Below are 22,397 nucleotides of genomic sequence, written 5' to 3' on the forward strand. Positions count from 1 at the left end.
GGTTTAGATTATAAACATAGTGAAATTATTTCGGATTTTCAGATTTCAGGTTTTCGGGTTTTCTGAGAATTCAATAGTCCAAAAATCTATTCAGAATAATAAAAAATAAAATACCCCCTATTTTTTTAGGGTAAGTTTATTTTTAAAACCAAAAAATAATATATTTGCATTAAAATTAATAGGGTATCAACTTTAAAAATCAATTTTTATGTCAACATTACGTTTTCAGGCTTTAAAAGAAGCATCTACCAGGAAGCCGGTTAAATTTGAGGAAGCAGGCCGCAAATCAGAAATTTTCGGTGCCAATGTATTTAATGACAAGGCCATGCGACAATTCCTGACACCTGATGCCTATAAAGGCGTGAAAGATGCAGTCCAGCACGGTACGAAGATTGACAGGAAATTAGCCGATTACATCGCCATGGGCATGAAAGAATGGTCATTGACCAAAGGCGTAACCCATTATACCCACTGGTTCCAGCCTTTGACGGGCGCGACCGCCGAAAAGCATGATGCGTTTTTCGAAACTTCGTATGACGGCAGCGATCCGTTGGAGAAATTCGGTGGCGGGCAATTGGTGCAACAGGAACCGGATGCCTCAAGTTTCCCGAATGGCGGTATCCGCAATACCTTCGAGGCACGTGGTTACACTGCGTGGGATCCCACTTCCCCTGCGTTTATTTTCGGAACGACATTATGCATCCCAACGGTATTCATTTCATACACGGGAGAAGCTTTGGATTATAAAACCCCTTTATTAAGGGCATTGAATGCCGTTGATGAAGCTGCGACGGATGTTTGCCGTTATTTCGACAAAAATGTAAAGAAAGTCACCGCCACTTTAGGATGGGAGCAGGAATATTTCCTTGTCGATACTGCTTTGGCCAATACAAGGCCTGATATTTTAATGACCGGAAGGACGCTGCTTGGGCACACCTCGGCGAAAGGGCAACAATTGGACGACCATTATTTCGGATCTATCCCTTCAAGGGCCTTGAATTATATGCGTGAACTGGAACAAGAGTGTATGTACCTCGGCATCCCGGTAAAAACCCGTCATAATGAAGTAGCTCCTAACCAATTTGAGTTGGCCCCAATTTTTGAAGAAACCAATCTTGCAGTAGACCACAATTCCTTGTTAATGGATGTGATGCAAAAGGTAGGCGAACGCCACGATTTCAAGGTATTGTTCCATGAAAAACCTTTCAAGGGCGTGAACGGTTCAGGAAAACACAACAACTGGTCTTTGGCAACCGATACCGGCGTAAACTTGCTGAGCCCGGGTAAAACCCCGATGAGCAACCTGCAGTTCCTTTCGTTTTTCATCAATACGATCAAGGCCGTAAATAATTATGAATCGTTGTTGAGAGCAGCCATTGCCACGGCAAGTAATGACCATCGACTGGGTGCGAATGAAGCGCCACCGGCCATTATTTCCGTATTCATCGGGGAGCAATTGACGAAAGTATTGGCAGAACTGGAAGGCGTTTCCTCAGGCAAACTGTCACCGGAAGAAAAAACAGACCTGAAACTGAACGTGGTCGGGAAAATTCCCGATGTGTTATTGGATAATACTGACAGGAACAGGACATCGCCTTTTGCTTTTACAGGAAATAAATTTGAATTCCGTGCCGTAGGGTCTTCCGCAAACTGCGCCAATGCGATGACCACGCTGAATGCCATCGTTGCGAAACAATTAAAAGACTTTAAAATAGAAGTGGATGCGCTGATTGACAGCAAAGGCCTTAAGAAAGATGAAGCGATTTTTAACGTCTTACGGGAATATATCAAAACCTCAAAAGACATTCTTTTTGAAGGCGACGGTTACAGCGATGCCTGGGAGAAAGAAGCGAAAAAACGCGGCTTGAGCAATTTCAAGACGACGCCATTGGCTTTGAAGGCGAAAATTTCTAAAGAAGCTTTGGCGTTATTCGAAGAAATGCACATCATGAACCACGTCGAAGTGGAGGCGCGCTATGAAATCGAACTGGAGGAATACACCAAGAAAATCCAGATTGAAGGCCGTGTGCTCGGCGATATCGCAAAAAACCATGTAATCCCGACGGCAATCCGCTACCAAAATACGCTGATTGAAAATGTATGCGGACTCAAGGAAATCTTCGGCAATGATTTCCAGAAATATGGGAAAGAACAAATGACGCTGATCAAGGAAATTTCAGAGCATATCGAAGGCATTAACACACAGGTTGAGGAAATGACCGAAGCGCGCAAAACCGCCAATGCCTTAACCGATGCACAGAAAATGGCTGAACAGTACTGTGATAATGTAAAGCCTTATTTTGAAGTGATCCGCGAGCATTGCGACAAACTGGAATTGCTTGTTGATGATGAAAGCTGGACACTGACAAAATACAGGGAATTATTGTTTACGCGATAGCTCAACGTAATCCAATAAAAAAGCCCCGTATTTCGGGGCTTTTTGTTTAAAGATAAATCCCTTAAGGAACCTGTGTTACAGTATAAGATCCGGTACCATTAACATTTATTACAAAGTCAATCTTATAGTTTTTCGGTACTGAGGCAGATGCTCCGGGGAACGAGATTTCTGTGCCGTTCATTTCTGCAATCCCATCTGCAAGATAATCACCATAATTTGTAGTCCCTGAATTTGGATTGGGCATCCTGAAATAGAAATTATCACTGCTTAAAATACCCGTTACGGTAGCGCTTGCAGTATTGGTTGCGGCATTATATATCATATTATAATCTGTAAAAGTCGTATTGATGCGGACTTTAGGCGCGAATTGTGTTACATCCAAATACATCCCATTATCCAGATCATAAGCGCTGACACTGATCCAATACAATCCTGATGAAGGTGCTGTAAATGCACTTCCGTTCAGGACGAGCATTCCGCCAGCATTTCCGTACACTGCTGAATTCGGTGCCGTACCTGAAATTAATTTAATCTGGCTCCCTCCAGTCAGGTATTTAAATCCGGTAAAGTAGCTGTCATTATAATTCAGCAGCTGTGCAGTGGCAGTGTTAAAGCCATTGAAAGTGCCATAAACATATAAATCGGCAGGAAAATTATTTGAATTTGCCGTAGTAGGCAATGATAATACCCCAGCATCATTTACCGATAATTGATAAGCTGTCCCGTTTGGTGAAGTCAAAGTAATGCCTTCTCCCGGAGCCAATACCAGAGATTTTGCAGCCAAAGCATACGGAACCGAAAGCAGTTGCGTTGTCCCGACCAAAACGTAGTTTGAGCCACCGGCCACATCCATTTCTACTTTAAGGAACTTAGAATTGGTTTTCCAGTTGATTCCTGCAAAAGTCCCCGAAACCGGCGTCCCCTGCCCGATCACAAGATTGAAAAGGCCTTGTGCATTGGTCATTTTAGCCTGTGTTTCCGTATATAAAGCCGTTCCTGTAGCTGACACATCAAGGACAGAAAGCCTTATGCCAACATTGGCGCTTACCACAGGATTGCCGGAAGTATTCAATGCAATCGCCTGGTAAGAGATGCCTTGTGGAACCTGCGCAAATGTCACTAACGACAGGAATAGTGCTGATAATAGTATTAGTTTTTTCATATAGGATATATTGTTTTAAATCAGATTTTTAGTTTGTTTCAGATATGGAAATAGATGGTGAAGCATTTTCATCAAATTGCTGGAATGTCCAACTTCCGGTATTTCCGTTGAAGATATAAGCTTTGTTGTCATACGTATCCACAAAAGCAAAATTGCCGTTTGACTCGCTTAACAACGGTGAGGCATTTACATTAAAAGATTGTGATGACCAGGCCCCGTTTTTTCGATTAAAGACATAAGCCTTATTGTCATAAGTATCTACAAAACCGAAACTGCCCTTAGAATTAACAAGGGACGGCGCAGCATTCATATTAAATTCCTGGAATGACCAGGTGCCGTTTTGCGCGTTGTAAACATAGGCCTTATTATCATAAGTATCCACGAAACCAAAGTTACCATTGGATTCAGTTACTGAGGGAGAGGCATTTTCATTAAACGCCTGGAATGACCAGGTTCCCGTTTTGGCATAATAACAATATGCTTTATTGTCGTAGGTATCAATAAAGAAAAAATTACCTTTAGACGAAATCAGGGTAGGCGATGCATTGACATTAAATGGCTGCACAGACCATGCATTGGTATCCACATTGTAAACATAAGCATTGTTGCCATACGTATCTATGAAACCAAAATTTGCATTCTTATTGGCAACAATATCGTCATTGATCGAAGCATTTCCGGCAACACTTGCGGTATTGCCTGCATACATGGCGTAAGGTACCGACAGCAATTGCGTAGTTCCTACAGCGGCATAGTTTGTTCCGCCTGCAACATCCATTTCGACTTTCAGGAATTTGGAATTCATACCCCAGTTAATACCTGAGAAAGTTCCCGTAACCGGCGTTCCCTGCCCTATCACCAGCGTAAAGAGACCTTGTGCAGACGTAGCCTTGATTTGTGTCTCCGTATATAGCACCGTCCCTGAAGCCGAATCGTCCAGAATGGAAAGACGTACCCCAACATTGGCACTGGCAACAGGTTGTCCTACCGCATTCAATGCGATAGCCTGGTAAGAAATGCCCTGCGGAACCTGGGCAAAGGCCATGAACGACAAAAATAATGCGGACAACAGTAATAGTTTTCTCATATTAGTGCTTGATGATTTTAAATGCTTGTTTTTGATTTGAAAGCTGGATCATGTAAATGCCTTGTGCCAGATCCGTAAGGTCGATGCTGTTATCCGCACCGATTTTCCTTTCGAGGACCAATTGCCCCACATTGTTAAAAACAGCCACTGTGGCATTGGCAAGATTTTCATTGGTTTCGAAAGATATCTTTGCTACAGTAGGATTCGGCCAGACGGTAATCTTGTCCGACAGTTCATAGGAAGGGACTTCAAGCATTTGTTGGTTTACCTGAGCTAAAACACCGATAATTCCAGTTGCCGATTGGTTTTGGTTTTGCGGTACGACCACAATCTCTCCAACGCCCACAACCGCATTTGCCGAAATAACACTTCCTGAATTGACGCTTTGTATTACCGATTGCGCCGAACACAATCCGCTGATCAAAAGCGCCGCAATGAGTACAGTTTGTTTCATAAGTTTGATTTTAGGCTTCAAATATATGAATTCATTGTACATTACGTTCTAAATCTTTTACAAGAGCGTAAAAAACAGTAAATTCGTTTTTATAATCTGCCTATGAAAGCCCTCTTTCTACACCTGCTCATGCTTTTGGGGACAGGCACCTGCTTTCCACAGGAGTCTTTTTCCGTGTATTTTGACAGCAATCAATCTGCACTTGCAAAAAAAGAAATCATCAGCCTGAATGATTGGATATCAAACAATAAGGATTCAAAAATAGTTGCTGTAAACGGTTACACCGATGAAGACGGTTCTACAGGCTTCAATGACACGCTCGCAAAAAAACGTGTCGATTATATTGCAGGCATTTTAAAGGACAGGATCAACATCCGCGAAGATTTCAAGACGCGCAGTTTCGGCGAGAAATTCCAGTCTTCCAAAATCAAGGCTGAAAACCGTAAAGTCACTATTTATTATCTTTTGCCAAAAGATTTGCCGCGTGAAAATGAAATTCTGGGCATCAAACCGGAACCTGTAGCAGAAAAGCCAAAAGTGCGGAAACCCATCATATTCCCAACCACGATGACACTCGACAATCCAAATGGGACGAAAACCACCATAAAACTCGATACCATTTTCATGCAAAAAGTGGCTGTTGCCAAAGCGGGCGACAAACTGCAGGTTGAAAACCTTAATTTCCGAATCAACACCTTTATCGTAATCCCGGAATCGGTGCCAAAAATGTACGAACTGCTTTTGGTCATGCAAAGCAATAGGGATTTAAAAATCCAAATCCAGGGGCATTTGTGCTGCATGCCCGCCGACAAACAGGATTTGTCTACCCAGCGTGCCAAAGCGATCTACAATTTCCTTACTGCTTACGGCATCCCGAAAGAAAGGCTGTCTTATAAAGGGCTTGGCGTGACACAGCCCTTGTTCCCAATTCCCGAAAAAAATGAGGCCGAACGTGCCGCCAACCGCCGTGTAGAAATCGAAATCATTTCAAACTGATGAAAAACAAGATATATTTTTTATTGCTGTGCTGCTGCTTTATTTCGTATAAAATCCAGGCGCAAGACCGCCTCGAGGTGTTCTTTGATTTTAATAAATACGACATCAATCCGGCGGCGAAAGAAAAGCTCGACCGCTGGCTTTCCGAGAATAAGAATATCGAGGTGACTAAAATTTACGGCTATTGCGACTGGAAAGGCACGAATGGTTATAATGATACGCTTTCGCTGAAACGTGTCAGCCAAATCTACAACTACATGATCAGCAACCAGGTAACGGTGGCTCCGGGCTATGAAACCAAAGGCTTCGGTGAAGATTTTACGCAATCCAAAGTCCAGTCTGAAAACCGCAAAGTGCTCGTTATCTACGAACCTAAAAAACCGAAACCCGAGCTTGTAGTCCCTAAAACCAAATACCAGACGCTCACCGAACAGGTCAAGACCGCAAAAGCCGGTGACCTGATCAAATTGGAAAACATCAATTTCTTCAATAATTCTGATGCCGTTGTGCCTAAGTCAAAGCCAGTCCTGGCCGAACTGCTTTGCATCATGGAAGACAACCCGAAACTGAAAATCGAGATACAGGGCCACATCTGCTGCCAGACACAGGGCGACGTAAACGATATTTCGACCAAGCGCGCCAAGGCCGTGCATACTTACCTGATACGCAATAAAATCAAAAGCGACCGGCTTTCCTTCAAAGGTTACGGTGTCACCCGCCCAATGCATCCGATCCCGGAAAAAAACAGCCAGGAAGAAGATGACAATCGCCGTGTGGAAATTTTGATTGTTTCGAATTAAGGTTAACCGCAAAGCACGCCAGGCTTTTCGCAAGGAACACAAGGATTTTTCAGCGCACTTTGCAGTAAAAAAATCATAAAAAAACCGCCTCATGGGCGGTTCTTTATTTTGAAATGGAATTACTTTTCCATAATCGATTTCTTCTTCTCCAAAAGGTTCACTTCTTTCTTCGCGATCACCTCCCCTTTGATTTTCAGTGCAATCTTGCCACCTTCCACATTCACCGCATTCGACTCCACAGTAATGGTTTTGCGGATCGCACCCGGATTCATGTTGTATTTCACATCAATCTTACCCGTTTTTCCCGGCATGATGTCTTCAGTTGGTTTTGAAGGCACGGTACAACCGCAGGTCGATTGCACATTGATGATCTTCAGCGGGGCATCGCCAGTATTCTTAAATTCAAAACTCCTGATTCCGCTGTCAGTATCTTTTGAAACTGTCCCGTAATCAATCGTATTGTCCTTCGCCATGAATTCGATTTTCGGGCCTGATTGGGAAAATCCCACTACCGAAATCATCGCAAAAAACGCTAAAAATAATAGTCTTTTCATTTTGTACATTTTTATTTGGGTTCGTAAATTTAAATTCTTTTAACTAATGTGCAAATAATTAATTCTTAATTTTTTATCCCACACGATTTATTTATTTTTGCACACTATTGCAAAAACCGTACCGAAGATTTTTTTCTTTCGGAGCTATTTCCTGCTGTCCGCTATATCTTTTCCCTGCTAAAGAAGCAGGAAAAAGGATGCCGCTTCCATCAGGGCTAAAACGCTGATTTCCAAATCATATTTTGCAGTCACATCAATAATCAGAAATAAAATGCCGGAACGGCAAACCAATACTATGACAATCCCAGCACAATTCGACACCAAAGCCATTGAAGACAAATGGTACGCCTACTGGATGGAACACAATTACTTTCATTCGGAACCCGACCACCGTAAGCCTTACACCATTACGATTCCGCCGCCAAACGTCACCGGCGTACTGCACATGGGCCACATGCTCAACAATACCATTCAGGATGTATTGATCCGCCGTGCGCGCCTTAAAGGCTTCAACGCGTGTTGGGTTCCAGGTACGGACCATGCGTCGATTGCCACTGAGGCCAAAGTCGTAGCCAAGCTAAAATCCGAAGGCATCAATAAAAATGACCTGTCCCGCGAGGAATTCCTGGCCCATGCCTGGGAATGGACTGACAAATACGGTGGCGTCATTTTGGACCAGTTGAAAAAACTTGGCGCTTCCTGCGATTGGGAACGAACGAAATTCACGATGGATCCTGACATGTCCGCATCAGTAATCCGCTCTTTCGTCGATCTGTACAACAAAGGCATGATTTACCGCGGCTATCGTATGGTGAACTGGGATCCGGAAGCCAAGACCACACTTTCCGACGAAGAAGTCATTTACGAAGAACAACAGGGAAAACTCTATTTCCTCAAATATAAGATTGAAGGCACGAACGATTTCCTGACGGTAGCCACGACAAGACCTGAAACCATTTTCGGCGATACGGCGATCTGCATCAATCCGAATGATGCACGTTTTTCACATTTAAAAGGTAAAAAAGCGATCGTTCCCATCTGCGGACGCGTGGTTCCTATCATTGAAGACGACTATGTAGATATGGAATTCGGTACGGGCTGTTTAAAAGTAACGCCTGCACATGACGTGAATGATAAGGCTTTAGGTGAAAAACACCATTTGGAAATCATCGATATTTTTAATGAAGATGCGTCACTGAATGCCCACGGCTTGCATTACGAAGGCAAAGACCGATTTACGGTGCGCGCGGAAATCGCAAAAGAACTCGAAGCCAATGGTGATTTGGCCAGGACCGAAAACCACCTCAATAAGGTAGGCACTTCTGAAAGGACAAAAGCAGTCATCGAACCGCGCCTGTCCGACCAATGGTTCCTGAAAATGGAGGAATTGGTAAAACCTGCCATCAAAGCTGTTCTTGAAGACAACGAAATTAAATTATACCCGAAGAAATTCGAGAATACTTACAGGCATTGGCTTGAAAATATCCGCGACTGGAATATCTCACGCCAATTGTGGTGGGGACAGCAGATCCCGGCATATTATTACGGCCTGGGTAAAGAAGATTTTGTCGTGGCTGAAACGCCCGCTGATGCTTTGGAATTGGCAAAATCCAAAACGCAGAACCCAAGCCTGCAATTGTCGGACTTAACGCAGGATGCCGATGCTTTGGACACCTGGTTTTCTTCCTGGCTGTGGCCCATGGCGGTTTTCGGAGGGATAATGGATCCTGAAAACAAGGATTTCAAATATTATTACCCAACCAATGATTTGGTAACAGGTCCGGACATCCTTTTCTTTTGGGTGGCACGCATGATTATTGCTGGTTATGAGTATACCGGCAAAAAGCCTTTTACGAACGTATACCTGACCGGATTGGTACGCGACAGCCAACGCCGTAAAATGTCTAAATCGTTAGGAAACTCCCCTGATCCGCTGGACCTGATCGATAAATTCGGGGCAGACGGTGTTCGTGTGGGATTATTGCTGAGCGCTTCGGCAGGAAACGACATTTTGTTTGACGAAGAACTGTGCAACCAGGGGAAAGCATTTACGCATAAAATATGGAACGCCTTCAGATTGATCAAAGGATGGGAAGTTTCAGATGCCATTCCGCAACCGGAATCGTCGAAGGTAGCAGTGGAATGGTTTGAAGCCAAACTGCAGCAGACATTAGCCGAAATCGAAGACCATTTTGAAAAATACCGTATTTCAGATGCCTTAATGGCCATTTACAAACTGGTCTGGGATGATTTCTGTTCGTGGTTCCTGGAAATGATCAAGCCTGCGTACCAGCAGCCAATTGACAGCGTTACTTTTGCGAAAGCGCTGGAAATGCTCGAAAACAATATGAAATTACTGCATCCGTTCATGCCGTTTTTGACTGAGGAAATCTGGCAGCTTATTGCCGATCGCAAGCCTGAAGACGCGTTGATCATATCACAATGGCCTGAAAAAAAATCCTTTGATAATAAACTGATTGCGGATTTTGAACATACCATGGAAGTCATTTCGGCTGTAAGGACAGTGCGAAAAGAGAAAAACATCCCGTTCAGGGACGTGATTTCGCTAAAGGCGATTAACAGCGAAAATGTTTCGACGTACTTTGATTCGGTAGTCTCAAAACTTGGCAACATTGATGCTTTTGAATATGTCTCTGAAAAGGCAGACGGCGCTTTATCCTTCCGTGTAAAATCGAACGAATATTTTGTACCGATTACCGGAAACATTGATATGGAAGCCGAAATTAAAAAGCTTACCGAAGAATTGGAATACAACAAAGGCTTCTTAAAATCAGTCCAGGGGAAATTGTCAAACGAAAAATTCGTGAGCGGTGCCCCGGAAAAAGTCATTGAAATCGAGCGCAAGAAAGAAGCCGATGCTTTGGCAAAGATTGCTATGATTGAGCAGAGCCTTTTGAGTTTGAAATAAAAAAATCCCGGTAATTCCGGGATTTTTTATTGTTTTATAATTTTACCAGTGGCATCGCCTTTTGCTGTATGCACTTTAACGAAGTATACTCCGGAAGCATAACCTGCCATATTGATGCGCTGTATGTCACTGGATTTCTGCAGGGCTGCCACCTGCATGCCCAGGGCATTCAAGATTGAAATTTCGGCAACACCACCTGAATCCGACATGCTGAAATCAATATTGACGACATCATTAACGGGATTCGGATACATGGCAGGAGCCTGGATTTTTGCTGGTTCTTCGGTACCGAGTGATTCAGAAATGTTGTAAAGGATGACCAATCCGTGGTTATAGTCTGCAATCGCCACATCCTTTAAACCATCACCATTAATATCACCCAGAGCCATGCCCTGCCTGTTGTAATGGGAAGCATAAGAGATTGGGAAAGCATAATAACCGCTGTACATCCCGGAAGTATTCTGCGTGTAGCAGCTTAAACTATTCCAGCCGCCGTGCGCAGTAACGATCTCATTTTTGCCGTCGTTGTTCATATCCCCTATTTCTATAGGTTCCGGGATATCATATGCCGAAATCGATACCGGAGTATTCATCAGTTGTGTAGCGGGGTTTTGTTTCAGGATCGTTATTTTGGCCGAGGGCGAATTGCCTCCCCTGGAAGCGGCGATGTCAATTTTTCCATCATTGCTTAAATCGCCTAAAGCAATCCCGTTAATCGATAGGCCTGTTCCTGAAAGGTAAGCAACCGGGGAATTAAGCGTCCCGGAAGCATTTTGTGTCAACACATTCAAGGCATCAGAGGATTTCACTACGACATCATCCCTGCCATCATCATCGACATCTGCAATATCAATTTCAATATCATAATTCATCATGATGCTGTATGAAGTGGTAGCAAACGTCGCTCCGCCGGATTGTATCATGACAGAAAATGAATTGAGGTACCCTACGGCAATATCTTTGAGTCCATCATTGTTTAGATCGCCTATCTTCAGGGTTTTGGCATAATTATTAAGTGCCACTTCATTTACTGCATCTAAAGTCCCATTGGTATTTTGATAGTAAATCCCGATCTTATTGCCAAAAGCTATGACGACATCATTAAGCCCGTCATTGTTCATATCGTCAATATCTATTGCCTCTATATCCATACTTGTCGTGGCATACGGGTATTTTACAGGTGTTTCGAGCTCGCCTGAACCGTTTTGCAAATACACAAGGATGCTGAAATCATTGTCTCCATCGGCATAGCTGCCCATCCCAAGGACCACATCCTTAAGCCCATCGTGGTTCATATCCTCAATAGCAACAGTTTCGGGCCAGGAGCCGGTCGGTATAGCTACGTAAGGAGAAAAACTGATCTGTGCTTCACAAACAGAAAATCCAAACAAACAAATCAATAAAAGCCTTTTCATAAAATCAGTTCTTTTTCTTAATCGCTTCTTCATACCGCTCGCCCACTTTCTGCCAGTTAATCACATTAAAAAATGCATTGATGTAATTCTTTCTTTTGTACTGATACTGAATATAATAGGCATGCTCCCAAATATCCAAAGCCAATATTGGTTTTCCCGAAACCAAAACGCCTGGCATTAACGGGTTATCCTGATTTTGCGTTGATGTCACCTCCAGTTTTCCTGATGGATTTACGATCAGCCAAGCCCATCCCGAACCAAATTGATCCGATGCGGCTTTTTCAAATTGTGATCTGAAAACCTCAAACGATCCAAAATCCGCAGCAATAGCAAGCGCTAAAGTATCTTTGGGCTGGCCGCCACCCTTGCCTGACATGCCATCCCAAAAAAAGCTGTGATTGTAAAAACCACCGGCATTGTTGCGCAAAGGCATATTTTCAGTTCCTGCTTTTTTAAGGATATCTTCAATGGACGCTTTCTCCAGATCTGTTCCGGCGAGCGCTTTATTGAGATTATTGGTATAGGTAAGGTAATGTTTTGAATAATGCAGCTCCATGGTGCGCGCATCGATATCGGGAGCCAAAGCGTTGTAGGCATAAGGCAGTTTTACCATTTCAAATGCGCCTTCATCCGCTTTCACGTCTGATGGATCGCCCATGACGGTTTTGGCTGGCGCTTCATTTTCAGGCAAAGGCACCTCGACTTCGGTAAGCTTTTTTTGGTTACACGAAAAAAGTGTCATGACGACAACCGGAAAAAAAAACAAACGTAATATTTTCATGGTCATTTGTTCAGGGAATGGATCAATTCAATATAAGCTTCTTTGGCTTCATCGGCCGACAGATGGCTGATTTGCATCCAGGCATTGGTTTTAAATGCATTGCGGAGGTCAAAATTCGACGCATGCTGGCTATTGTCTATTGTCCCGAAAGTGGCTTGTTTGTAAAAAGCATACAACCGCAACTGGATATCCTGAGGAAGCGACGACTGTGTCATCTCACCGGCAATTTCTACCGCATCGTTAAAGCGCTTATTTAATCCTTCGGGTTCCATTTATGCTTTGGTTGCAATGATTGTCCTGTTTCCGACAGCTTTTTGCTGGAGTTTTACATCCACTTTTGTGCCCAAAGGGAGAAAAATATCAACGCGGGAACCGAATTTGATAAATCCGGCATCTTCGCCCTGCACCACGTCCATGCCTTCTTTGGCATAATTCACGATGCGTTTTGCCAAAGCGCCGGCAATCTGCCTGTACAGGATTTCACCGAAAACCTTGTTCTCGATGACAATGGTCGTCCTTTCATTTTCCTCACTTGCTTTTGGATGCCATGCTACGAGGAACTTTCCGGGATGGTACTTGCTGAATTTTACTTTACCGCTTACGGGAAAACGCGTCACGTGTACATTTATCGGCGACATAAAAATGGACACCTGCACACGATTGTCCTTAAAGTATTCGCTTTCATACACCTCTTCGATGACAACCACTTTTCCGTCAACGGGTGCAATGATATGGTTGTTATTTACCACCAGCGTCCGGTTTGGGTTCCTGAAAAACTGCAGTATGATGATCAGGAAGAGCAATACCGCAATCTGAACGGTTTTCTGAAGCCACAAATCCACAATAAACTTATCGGCCAAAAGCACGATACCCACGCTTATTGCACACGAAACCAGGATAATTGTCGCGCCTTCTTTATGAAATTTTAAAAGTGCCATGCTATAATAAATTTAATATTTGGTAAAACAAAAATACAAATGGGGCGGCGAAAATAATGCTGTCCAGCCTGTCCAGTATACCGCCGTGACCGGGCATGATCTTCCCGCTGTCCTTCACACCTGCAATCCTTTTAAACTTGGATTCGATTAAATCGCCTATCGTGCCGAAAATACTCATAATCAAAGCAAAACCAATCCATATGTTCTGCGCCAGCCTTCCCCCTTCGATATAATATTTCGAAATTAAGAAACCGGCTAAAACTGCAAAAGCAACGCCTCCCAGAAAACCTTCAATCGTCTTTTTCGGAGAGATCCTTTCGTATAATTTATGCTTCCCTATAGATTTCCCGACAAGATATGCAAAGGTATCATTTGTCCAGATTAAAATAAAGATACCAATAAGAATTTTTGGATTATAACCCTTGACACCAAAAGGAATTTTAGTAATGATAATAAACGGCAGGATCACATAACCAATCAGGTAAGCGTATTTTGAAAAAGTATTAACAGAATCCTTGTTGCGGCTGAACAAAAAAACAATCCCTTTAATCGAAACCAGCATGGTCAGGGCCAAAAGGGCCAAATCGAAATTGCGGTCAAAACGGATTTTATTAAAAAGCAGGTAACTGATGGTTCCGTAGGTGGTAAGCGCTAATAACACGGGAAAAATGACATGGAGTTTCACCAGGTTGCAAAACTCAAACACAGCAATCACCAGGAAAATACCGAAAAGAAGAAAGAATGTTTCGGTGGAGTAATAAATCGAAGCAATCAGCAATATCACATAAACAGCGCCGGAAATCCCCCTCTTGAGCGTTTCGTTCATCTTAAAGATCCTCTAAAAGCAACAGATAAAGATTTTTGGCTACGCTTCCATAGTGCAGGAAGTCTTCTTCTTTGGCTTTTTCAAAATACTTGATCGTAGTAATATTTGAAGGATAGTCTTTCTCGTAACGCTTTTTGATTTCACGCAGGCCATCACTTTTATTTTCAATAATCTGGCTTGTTGTACCTACGATGACAATATTTACAGGAAGTTCCTGTGGTTTGAGCTGCTTGATCTGGTTTGATGAAAAAAGCACCGAACCTTCGTCGGCAATCAGGTTTTCACAGGTAGCGAAAAGGAATTTAGGGTTTACCGGATTTTTGAAATTCAGATTGTTTTCTTCAAGCATTGTGTGCAGCTTGGGTTCAAAACACATCGCATCGCTTTCAAACCAGTCATTTTCCTCGAGGATGTCCTCAAAATGGCTCCTGACCTCAGTAAGGTTTTCACAGTAAAGGAATTTACCGCCGTTTTTCCTGAAATTTATGGTAAACAGTTCGTCCATCGGAAGATTTGACGTACGGATTGCATTCAAATCGTTCTCCTTTTCTTCATCAGAAGAATCTCCGGGACCAAAAAATTTTCTAAAAAGACTCATATAAATTGTTGAAAAACCAAATTCCGGACTGAAATTTATCAAAGATAAAAAAATCTTAATTCAAACGGTTTTTTGAATTAAGATTTTTATGAAAAGTCGTTATTTTATTGCTATGAGGCTTCTTCCTGCAGATTTTTGTCAAATGGCCTTTTTCCGAAAATATGTTCAAGATCATCCTTGAAAATCACTTCTTTGTCAATCAGGATATCCGCCAATTGATTGAGCTTGTCTTTATTAACTTCCAAAATCTCAATTGCACGCTGGTATTGGCTTTCAATCAACGTTGAGATTTCCTCATCAATAACTTTGGCCGTTTCCTCAGAATACGGTTTTGAGAAATTATATTCGCTCTGCCCTGTCGAATCATAATAAGTCACATTCCCTATCTTATCATTCAGGCCGTAAATTGTCACCATAGCCCTGGCCTGTCTTGTTACTTTCTCCAGATCGCTCAGTGCCCCGGTCGATATCTTCCCGAAAGTCACATGCTCTGCGGCACGTCCACCCATAGTGGCACACATTTCGTCAAGCATCTGGTCCGGGCGTACAATCTGCCTTTCTTCAGGTAAATACCATGCTGCTCCTAAACTTTGTCCCCTGGGTACAATCGTCACTTTTACCAACGGCGCCGCATGTTCGAGCATCCAGCTTACCGTCGCGTGGCCGGCTTCGTGGATAGCAATTGCTTTTTTCTCGTCTGGAGTAATGATCTTGTTTTTCTTTTCGAGTCCGCCGACGATGCGGTCCACAGCATCAAGGAAATCCTGCTTGTCAACCGCTTCCTTATTCTTACGGGCGGCAATCAGCGCCGCTTCATTACATACATTGGCAATATCTGCACCGGAAAAACCCGGAGTTTGCTTTGCCAAAAAGTCGGTATCAAGGTTTTCGATTTTCTTAAGCGGTGCCAAATGCACTTCGAAAATTTCCTTACGCTCACGGATGTCCGGAAGATCAACAAATATCTGGCGGTCAAATCGCCCTGCACGCATCAGCGCTTTATCCAAAACATCGGAACGGTTCGTGGCGGCAAGTACGATTACGTTTGAATTGGTACCGAAACCATCCATTTCTGTAAGCAGCTGGTTCAATGTGTTTTCCCTCTCGTCGTTTCCGCCTGACATATTATTTTTGCCACGGGCACGACCCACAGCGTCAATTTCGTCAATGAAAATTATCGCTGGTGACTTTTCTTTGGCTTGCTTGAAAAGATCACGAACCCGGGAGGCTCCTACCCCAACGAACATTTCCACAAAATCAGAACCTGACAGCGAGAAGAATGGCACTTTCGCTTCTCCGGCAACGGCTTTGGCCAATAACGTTTTTCCGGTTCCGGGAGGCCCGACCAGCAGGGCACCTTTCGGTATTTTTCCTCCAAGGTTGGTATATTTTTCAGGGTTTTTAAGGAATTCCACGATTTCCTGGATTTCTTCCTTCGCGCCTTCAAGTCCGGCTACATCCTTGAAAGTGATTTTTATATCGTTCTTTTCGTCAAAAAGCTTCGCTTTGGACTTGCCAATATTGAAAATCTGCCCGCCTCCACCGGCACCTGTGCTTGACATCCGGCGCATCATGAAAATCCCGAATACGATCAGCAGGATAATCGGAATGATGGTGATAATGTCTATCCAGTTGGTTTTCGGAGCAAAATTAAATTCCGGCAGTTTTCCCGATGCCTTTGCCTGCTCAAGTTTTTTCTGGAATAATTCGTCATTCCCGATTTCATCCAGGAACAGATGCGGCCCTTTATTTGGGTTCCCGAAAACATCTTTGGCCACCTTCGCAAAATATTTGTCCTTGAGCGCGGTGTCATTCAGGTAAATATCTGCCTGGGTTTTATTCACTACCACTTTAGCAATCAATCCTTTGTCAAGGAATTCATTAAAAGAGGAAGACGTTATTTTAGAAGGGTCTTTTATAGCGTTGTCGCCCGTAACATAAATAAACAAGATTACGGCAATGACAGACAGATAGATCCACATAGGATTGAACCTGACCTTTTTGGGACTTGGGATATTGTCTTTTGACATGGATGATGATTGATTTTTTTAATATTTATTCTGGATGGTAGTGATTTTGGCATCACCCCAAAGGCTTTCAATATTGTAGTATTCCCGGATGGGTTTCTGGAAAACATGCACTACGATATTCACATAATCCATCAGCACCCATTCAGCATTTTCAGCGCCTTCCACGTGCCATGGCTTGTCCTTAAGTTCTTTGGAGACTGTTTTTTGTACAGAATTCACGATCGCGTTTACCTGTGTATTCGAATTTCCATTACAGATGACGAAATAATCAGTGGCTGAATTATCTATTTCCCTCAGGTCAAGAATGTCGATATCATTTCCCTTAACCTCTTCAATTCCTTTTATAATGAGTGCCAGCAGCGCATCGTTATTTACAGTCTTTTTTGCCATTTAATATTTTTATAAGTTTGCAAAGTTACCATTTTTTGTATTTACTTTTGAACCTTAACAGAAGATTAAAATATCACTCCTGAATTGCGTCCGATGCATCTTATCAAACTCAGTGCCATAGATTCGACCAATGATTACCTCAAGCAGCTGAACGCCCAAAATGAAGCGGAAAGTTTTACCGTTGTCACCGCAGAAATACAAACGGCAGGCCGGGGTCAAATGGGTTCCAAATGGCTTACCGAACCTGGTAAAAACCTAATTACAAGTATTTTGATTAAAGATGTCTTGACCAGTCCGGACCAGATATTCTTACTCAATGCCGCCGTTGCGGTGAGTATTACCCAAGCGTTAAAAAAATTTGGCATACCTGGTTTATCCATCAAATGGCCAAACGACATATTGTCAGCCAATAAAAAAATCAGTGGCATATTGATTGAAAACAGCTTTAGGAATGATGGCAGGATTGATTCGGTAATCGGGATTGGGCTCAATGTCAACCAAAGCGATTTTAGTGATTTACCGAGAGCTTCCTCATTACTTAATATTATCGGAACCGAATTAAATAAAGAGCAAATCCTTTTTGCTATCGTTGAAGAAATGAAGCGTAGTACCGTGAATGGTTTGTCAATGGAAATGTGGCATACTTATAACAACTTCATTTTCAGGCTGCATATTCCTACAGCATTTGAAGCGGACGGACAACAGTTCATGGGAATTATCAAAGGCGTTGGAACCGATGGAAAACTCGAGGTAACGCTGGAAGACGATTCGGTAAGACGATTTGGGATAAAGGAAATTGAGATGCTTTATTAGGAAGTCGGGAAAATTAGAAAAGTCCGGAAGTCCGGAAGATGACCTGCAAAACATAAAAAAGCTGCCATGATATTTAGCAGCTTTTTTTCTTTCGTCTTCCGGACTTGCGGACTTTTCTGTCTTTCTGACTTTTCCGTCTTTCTGACCTTCAGACTATAACTTATGCATATTTGCCGCCAACGTCTCAATAAACTTGCTGATCGGGCCTTTCACCATCATCGCCATCATCGCGTTGAATTCGCCTTCGAAGAAAAGCTGCACTTCGGAAGCATTATCTGAAAGCGAATAAATCGCGGCAGTCAGCGTAAACGGCAGTTTATCGCTTGCCGCTCCAAGCACCACTTTGGAAGTCGGGATTTTATCTTTCATCCTGAGTTTTATTTCAGGCATCCCTTTCAGTCCGAAGATAAAGGAATCAGCATCCAAAACCTCAAATTTTGCAATGGTATCAGGCATCAGTGTTTCATAATTACTGACTTGCGACAGTGCTTCAAACAGGTATTGTGCTGATTTTTCTACGGTAACTTTCTGGCTTTCGAGATTCATTTTTTTGGTTTAAGGGTTCAAGGTGCAGGTTGGAGGGTTTAGAATAATGGTCAATTATACTTCTATTCCCCAGGTTGAGGGGCTGATGCGCCATTCGATTAAAGTTTGTTCTTCTTCTTCGGTAATGTATTTTTTGGCTACGGCCAAAGGCAGCAGGCTTTCATAATTGCTTAAAGTATATAAATCAACATTGGCCGTCTTGAAGTTTTTATTGGCGATGGCAAAACCATAGCTGAAAATGGCAGCCATGCCTTTTACATTCGCACCGGCTTCCTTCAATGCCTCGACCGCCATCAGGCTGCTGTTTCCGGTGCTGATCAGGTCTTCGATTACGACGACATTCTGGCCTTTTTGCAAAAACCCTTCGATCTGGTTGAGCCTGCCGTGCTTTTTTGGTTCAGGCCGAACGTAAACGAACGGCAGCGCCAAAGCTTCGGCAACCAGCAATCCAATACCTATAGCGCCAGTAGCGACACCGGCAATGACATCGGGCTTACCGAACTGTTTTTCGATATTTTTAGCAAACTCTTCCTTAAGGTAATTCCGTATCGGAGGAAAAGACAGCGTAATGCGGTTGTCACAGTAAATTGGCGATTTCCATCCTGAAGCCCATGTAAAAGGATTTCCTGGATTCAATTTAATTGCATTTATTTGTAAAAGCAATTCTGCAGTTTTACTGGCTGTATCTTTATTAAAAATCATATTACAAATGTATAAAGTTTTTGTAAACGACAAACCGCTTTTCCTCACAAATGAAATCGTAAAAGAGACGGATTTCCAGTTGTTTTTACTTGAAAGTGCTGATATAAAGAAGGTTATTACCAAAATTTTCCAGAATAAAATTCAAAAGGCTTATTTATACCATCCCGACGAAAAGGAAATCCTGAAAACGCTGAAAACGAAGATGCCCGTACAGAAAGCGGGCGGCGGAATCGTGTATAACAAAAAAAATGAAGTCCTTTTTATTTTCCGGAATGGCAAATGGGATTTACCGAAAGGCGGCATCGAAAAAGGCGAGGAAATCGAGTACACCGCTTTACGCGAAGTAGAGGAAGAAACCGGCGTAAACAAACTCGTGATTACCGATAAACTACAGAAAACCTACCATATTTTCAAGCGCAACGGGCGTTATAAATTGAAAGTCACGCATTGGTTTGAAATGCGCAGCACCTACGAAGGGCCATTATTGCCGCAACTCGAGGAAGGCATTGAAAAAGTTGCCTGGCTGAATCCTGATCAAATCAGCGAGGCTTTAAAGAATTCGTATGAGAATATTAAACTGTTGTTTGAAGAGGAAAAAAGCTTACAGTCGCAGTAAGCAGTAAGAAAGAAGTTGGTTAAGTGTTACCGACTGAGACTGAGACTGAGACTGAGACCGACTACTGAGGCTGACCACCGCGACTCACTTTTACCGAATCCGGCACCAGCATGTCATACTGCCCACCATTCCTGATAACATCGCGCACGATACTCGAACTGATGTAAGAAGTATTGGCAGCCGTCAAAAGGAAAACGGTTTCTATCTTTGACAATCGCCTGTTGGTATGGGCAATGGCTTTCTCGAACTCAAAATCTGCAGGATTCCGGAGTCCGCGAAGGATGTAATGCGCTTTCATCTTTTTGCAGAAATCAATCGTCAACCCTTCATATGTCTCCACCCTTACCGAAGGTTCATTGGCAAAAGCCTCTTCGATGAAACGTTTCCTTTCTTCGAGTGAAAACATGTATTTCTTCTCGGCATTGACACCAATGGCTACGATAATTTCATCAAAAAGCGGAATGCTTCTTTTAATGATGTCAAAATGTCCCAGTGTAATGGGGTCAAAGGATCCGGGAAATATCGCTTTTTTCATCTATTTGAAATTGGTAATCCAAAAGTAGCACAAATAAGTAATATCAGGTAATGCGCAGGTTTTTTATTGCGGGCACCCATTCTGGTTTAGCGCAGACTTTACAATTGGACTTTCCCTGTTGCAATTCTTCCGTGTGCCCGCAGAATGTACAGGCATATATTCCGGGAGCAGGAATAATCTTCACCTTATCCGCAAAATAATGCGGCAGTATCGGCAGGCCGAATTTTACATGGTCATCTTCATAAAAAAACACGCTCACCTCGCCACTGGTTTCCAGATAGGCATGCTTCACCTGCCCCAGGTGTTCTATTGACTTCAGGCGTAATTCTGTAAAAAATTCGTCCTGTGCAAGGCTTTCCTTTTCAAACGAAGTGACCGAAAAGCGGCCTTCACTGATCAGGCATTCTGTTTTACCTTCGATAAATTCCTCGAACTTCCTGTTCTTGCCGGCCAGCCACGTAACCAAACGGTACAAAATGATGATAACGGTAAAGACGGTGATAGCAGGGATAAGCCCTACATCTTCATAAAACATAGGATCGCCTGCAGCAGAGCCCAATGCGATGATGATCACCGTTTCAAAAACGGATAATTGTTTTACGCCACGTTTGCCCGTCATCTTCAATGTGAGCAGCAAAACGATGAACATCGTGGCCGACCTGAAGATGACTTCATACAGGAATTCAGAAGGGAGTTCGTTAAACAGGACGCGTTCCCATTCAAAAATATCTTTCATATTTTTACAATTATTATCGCAAAGTGCGCAAAGTTCAATCGCAAAGGGCGCTACTGCTTTGCTAATCCTGCGAAAGCCTTAGCGTATTTTGCGGTTAAAACATTATTTCTTCCAAAGTGGCTTCCGTTTCAATGCCAATGCAATCTCGTTGTCCAGCAAATCCGAAAATGCGATGCCAGCATGTGCCGCCTGCTGCGGAAAAATGCTTTGCTGCGACAACCCGGGATTCGTATTCATTTCTATAAAATGCGGAATACCATCCATCACGATGAAGTCGGTTCTGGAAAAACCGCTCATTCCAAGTGCTTCATAGGCTTTTGCCGCAGTTTCGCGTACCCGCTTTTCGGTTTCCTGGTCGAGCCTGGCAGGTGTGATTTCCTCCGATTTCCCTTCATATTTGGCCTCGTAATCGAAAAAATCATTTTGCGACACGATTTCTGTGAGGCCTAAAACCGTCGTCCTTCCTTTGTAATTCAGTACGCCAACGGACACTTCGGTTCCTTTGAGGTACGATTCGATCAGTATATCGTGGTCTTCTGCGAAAGCGAATTCGAGCGCCTTGTCAAAATCGGCAACATCGTTTACTTTTGAAACCCCGAGGCTGCTGCCGGATTGGTTTGGCTTTACGAAAAACGGGATGCCCAGTTCGGCCACAATCTTTTCCACAGCGATCTCCTGCCCTTTTGAAAGATAAATTGATTTGGCCCTTGGGATATTGAATTTCGACAGTACCGACAAGGTATCACGTTTGTTGAACGTCAGGGCAGACTGGTAAAAACCGCAACCTGAATAAGGCAAATCCAGCAATTCCCAATAGGCCTGCATGTGGCCGTCTTCGCCCGGTGTACCGTGGATGGTGTTTACGGCAACGTCAAATTTGATGTGCCTGCCGTCTATTTCAACAGAAAAATCGGCTCTGTTGATGGGATATTTTTTATCAGCTGCAAGGGCATACCATCCGTCGCTGAGGATGTGCACTTCAAAAGCTTCATATTTTGATTTGTCCAGATTGCTGAGGATCAGCTTGCCGCTACGCAGCGAAATGACTGATTCATCTGAATATCCGCCCATGACTACGGCTACTTTCATCC

23 protein-coding genes are annotated in these 22,397 nt (G+C 43.1%); 6 read left to right on the forward strand and 17 right to left on the reverse strand.

Going from position 1 to position 22,397, the window contains the following annotated elements; translation table 11 throughout:
• The first annotated feature begins 208 nt into the window (after positions 1-208).
• Positions 209-2,398, forward strand: a complete 2,190-nt coding sequence (locus HYN49_RS12705) for a glutamine synthetase III family protein (RefSeq protein ID WP_108904466.1) — start codon at positions 209-211, stop codon at positions 2,396-2,398.
• A gap of 61 nt (positions 2,399-2,459) precedes the next feature.
• Here HYN49_RS12705 and HYN49_RS12710 read toward each other — a convergent pair whose 3' ends face one another.
• Genes HYN49_RS12710 through HYN49_RS12720 form a run of 3 tightly spaced genes read right to left on the reverse strand, consistent with a single transcriptional unit; the run spans position 2,460 to position 5,101 of the window.
• Entirely contained in the window at positions 2,460-3,560 is a 1,101-nt protein-coding gene (locus HYN49_RS12710) for a cadherin repeat domain-containing protein (protein ID WP_146185101.1), read from the reverse strand.
• 28 nt (positions 3,561-3,588) lie between these two features.
• The gene (locus tag HYN49_RS12715) at positions 3,589-4,647 is read right to left on the reverse strand and encodes a Kelch repeat-containing protein (protein WP_146185102.1); all 1,059 of its coding nucleotides are present in this window, start codon (positions 4,645-4,647) and stop codon (positions 3,589-3,591) included.
• 1 nt (position 4,648) lies between these two features.
• Positions 4,649-5,101 carry a T9SS type A sorting domain-containing protein gene (locus HYN49_RS12720; protein ID WP_181368961.1) on the reverse strand — a complete coding sequence of 151 codons (453 nt, stop codon included), beginning with the start codon at positions 5,099-5,101 and terminating at the stop codon, positions 4,649-4,651.
• A gap of 102 nt (positions 5,102-5,203) precedes the next feature.
• Between HYN49_RS12720 and HYN49_RS12725 the strand changes: the two genes are divergently transcribed.
• A complete protein-coding gene (locus tag HYN49_RS12725; RefSeq protein ID WP_108904470.1) occupies positions 5,204-6,097 on the forward strand; it encodes an OmpA family protein in 894 nt (297 codons plus the stop codon).
• Positions 6,097-6,897, forward strand: coding sequence for an OmpA family protein (locus HYN49_RS12730; protein ID WP_108904471.1), 801 nt, complete (start codon positions 6,097-6,099; stop codon positions 6,895-6,897). The genes HYN49_RS12725 and HYN49_RS12730 overlap by 1 nt, the downstream gene beginning before the upstream one ends.
• A 119-nt stretch (positions 6,898-7,016) precedes the next feature.
• Here HYN49_RS12730 and HYN49_RS12735 read toward each other — a convergent pair whose 3' ends face one another.
• Positions 7,017-7,451, reverse strand: coding sequence for a DUF1573 domain-containing protein (locus HYN49_RS12735; protein WP_108905073.1), 435 nt, complete (start codon positions 7,449-7,451; stop codon positions 7,017-7,019).
• A gap of 295 nt (positions 7,452-7,746) precedes the next feature.
• On the opposite strand from HYN49_RS12735, the gene HYN49_RS12740 reads away from it, so the two are divergent.
• Positions 7,747-10,380 (forward strand): valine--tRNA ligase, encoded by a 2,634-nt coding sequence (locus tag HYN49_RS12740; protein ID WP_108905074.1) that lies wholly within the window; start codon positions 7,747-7,749, stop codon positions 10,378-10,380.
• A gap of 26 nt (positions 10,381-10,406) precedes the next feature.
• Here HYN49_RS12740 and HYN49_RS12745 read toward each other — a convergent pair whose 3' ends face one another.
• The 8 genes from HYN49_RS12745 to rsfS form a co-directional block, all read right to left on the reverse strand.
• Positions 10,407-11,795: a T9SS type A sorting domain-containing protein gene (locus HYN49_RS12745; RefSeq protein WP_181368962.1), complete on the reverse strand. Its 1,389-nt coding sequence runs from the start codon at positions 11,793-11,795 to the stop codon at positions 10,407-10,409.
• 4 nt (positions 11,796-11,799) lie between these two features.
• Positions 11,800-12,576, reverse strand: coding sequence for a superoxide dismutase (locus HYN49_RS12750; protein ID WP_108905075.1), 777 nt, complete (start codon positions 12,574-12,576; stop codon positions 11,800-11,802).
• Between the two features lie 2 nt (positions 12,577-12,578).
• Positions 12,579-12,848 (reverse strand): acyl-CoA-binding protein, encoded by a 270-nt coding sequence (locus tag HYN49_RS12755; protein WP_108904473.1) that lies wholly within the window; start codon positions 12,846-12,848, stop codon positions 12,579-12,581.
• On the reverse strand, positions 12,849-13,514 hold the full coding sequence (locus HYN49_RS12760; protein WP_108904474.1) for a phosphatidylserine decarboxylase family protein: 666 nt from the start codon (positions 13,512-13,514) through the stop codon (positions 12,849-12,851).
• Between the two features lies 1 nt (position 13,515).
• Positions 13,516-14,340: a phosphatidate cytidylyltransferase gene (locus HYN49_RS12765; RefSeq protein ID WP_108904475.1), complete on the reverse strand. Its 825-nt coding sequence runs from the start codon at positions 14,338-14,340 to the stop codon at positions 13,516-13,518.
• Position 14,341: 1 nt separating this feature from the next.
• Positions 14,342-14,938, reverse strand: a complete 597-nt coding sequence (locus tag HYN49_RS12770; RefSeq protein WP_108905076.1) for a lactate utilization protein B/C — start codon at positions 14,936-14,938, stop codon at positions 14,342-14,344.
• Positions 14,939-15,048: 110 nt separating this feature from the next.
• Positions 15,049-16,968 (reverse strand): ATP-dependent zinc metalloprotease FtsH, encoded by a 1,920-nt coding sequence (gene ftsH / locus HYN49_RS12775; protein ID WP_108904476.1) that lies wholly within the window; start codon positions 16,966-16,968, stop codon positions 15,049-15,051.
• A gap of 18 nt (positions 16,969-16,986) precedes the next feature.
• A complete protein-coding gene (rsfS, locus tag HYN49_RS12780) occupies positions 16,987-17,358 on the reverse strand; it encodes a ribosome silencing factor (RefSeq protein WP_108904477.1) in 372 nt (123 codons plus the stop codon).
• A gap of 93 nt (positions 17,359-17,451) precedes the next feature.
• Between rsfS and HYN49_RS12785 the strand changes: the two genes are divergently transcribed.
• Complete coding sequence (locus HYN49_RS12785) at positions 17,452-18,171, forward strand: biotin--[acetyl-CoA-carboxylase] ligase (RefSeq protein ID WP_108904478.1); 720 nt, start codon at positions 17,452-17,454, stop codon at positions 18,169-18,171.
• A 153-nt stretch (positions 18,172-18,324) separates the two neighbouring features.
• On the opposite strand, the gene HYN49_RS12790 is transcribed toward HYN49_RS12785, so the two are convergent.
• On the reverse strand, positions 18,325-18,717 hold the full coding sequence (locus tag HYN49_RS12790; RefSeq protein WP_108904479.1) for an orotate phosphoribosyltransferase: 393 nt from the start codon (positions 18,715-18,717) through the stop codon (positions 18,325-18,327).
• Positions 18,718-18,771: 54 nt separating this feature from the next.
• Positions 18,772-19,419 (reverse strand): orotate phosphoribosyltransferase, encoded by a 648-nt coding sequence (gene pyrE / locus HYN49_RS12795; RefSeq protein WP_108904480.1) that lies wholly within the window; start codon positions 19,417-19,419, stop codon positions 18,772-18,774.
• 7 nt (positions 19,420-19,426) lie between these two features.
• Here pyrE and HYN49_RS12800 point away from each other — a divergent pair, with 7 nt between their 5' ends.
• Complete coding sequence (locus tag HYN49_RS12800) at positions 19,427-20,035, forward strand: NUDIX hydrolase (protein ID WP_108904481.1); 609 nt, start codon at positions 19,427-19,429, stop codon at positions 20,033-20,035.
• A 61-nt stretch (positions 20,036-20,096) separates the two neighbouring features.
• Here HYN49_RS12800 and coaD read toward each other — a convergent pair whose 3' ends face one another.
• From coaD to HYN49_RS12815, 3 genes are all read right to left on the reverse strand, one after another.
• Positions 20,097-20,570 (reverse strand): pantetheine-phosphate adenylyltransferase, encoded by a 474-nt coding sequence (coaD, locus tag HYN49_RS12805; RefSeq protein WP_108904482.1) that lies wholly within the window; start codon positions 20,568-20,570, stop codon positions 20,097-20,099.
• 43 nt (positions 20,571-20,613) lie between these two features.
• Positions 20,614-21,306 carry a DUF421 domain-containing protein gene (locus HYN49_RS12810; RefSeq protein ID WP_108904483.1) on the reverse strand — a complete coding sequence of 231 codons (693 nt, stop codon included), beginning with the start codon at positions 21,304-21,306 and terminating at the stop codon, positions 20,614-20,616.
• 102 nt (positions 21,307-21,408) lie between these two features.
• Positions 21,409-22,395, reverse strand: coding sequence for a D-alanine--D-alanine ligase (locus HYN49_RS12815; protein ID WP_108904484.1), 987 nt, complete (start codon positions 22,393-22,395; stop codon positions 21,409-21,411).
• Between the last annotated feature and the right edge of the window lie 2 nt (positions 22,396-22,397).

It is taken from the genome of Flavobacterium pallidum, assembly GCF_003097535.1.
Classification (GTDB): Bacteria; Bacteroidota; Bacteroidia; order Flavobacteriales; family Flavobacteriaceae; genus Flavobacterium; species Flavobacterium pallidum.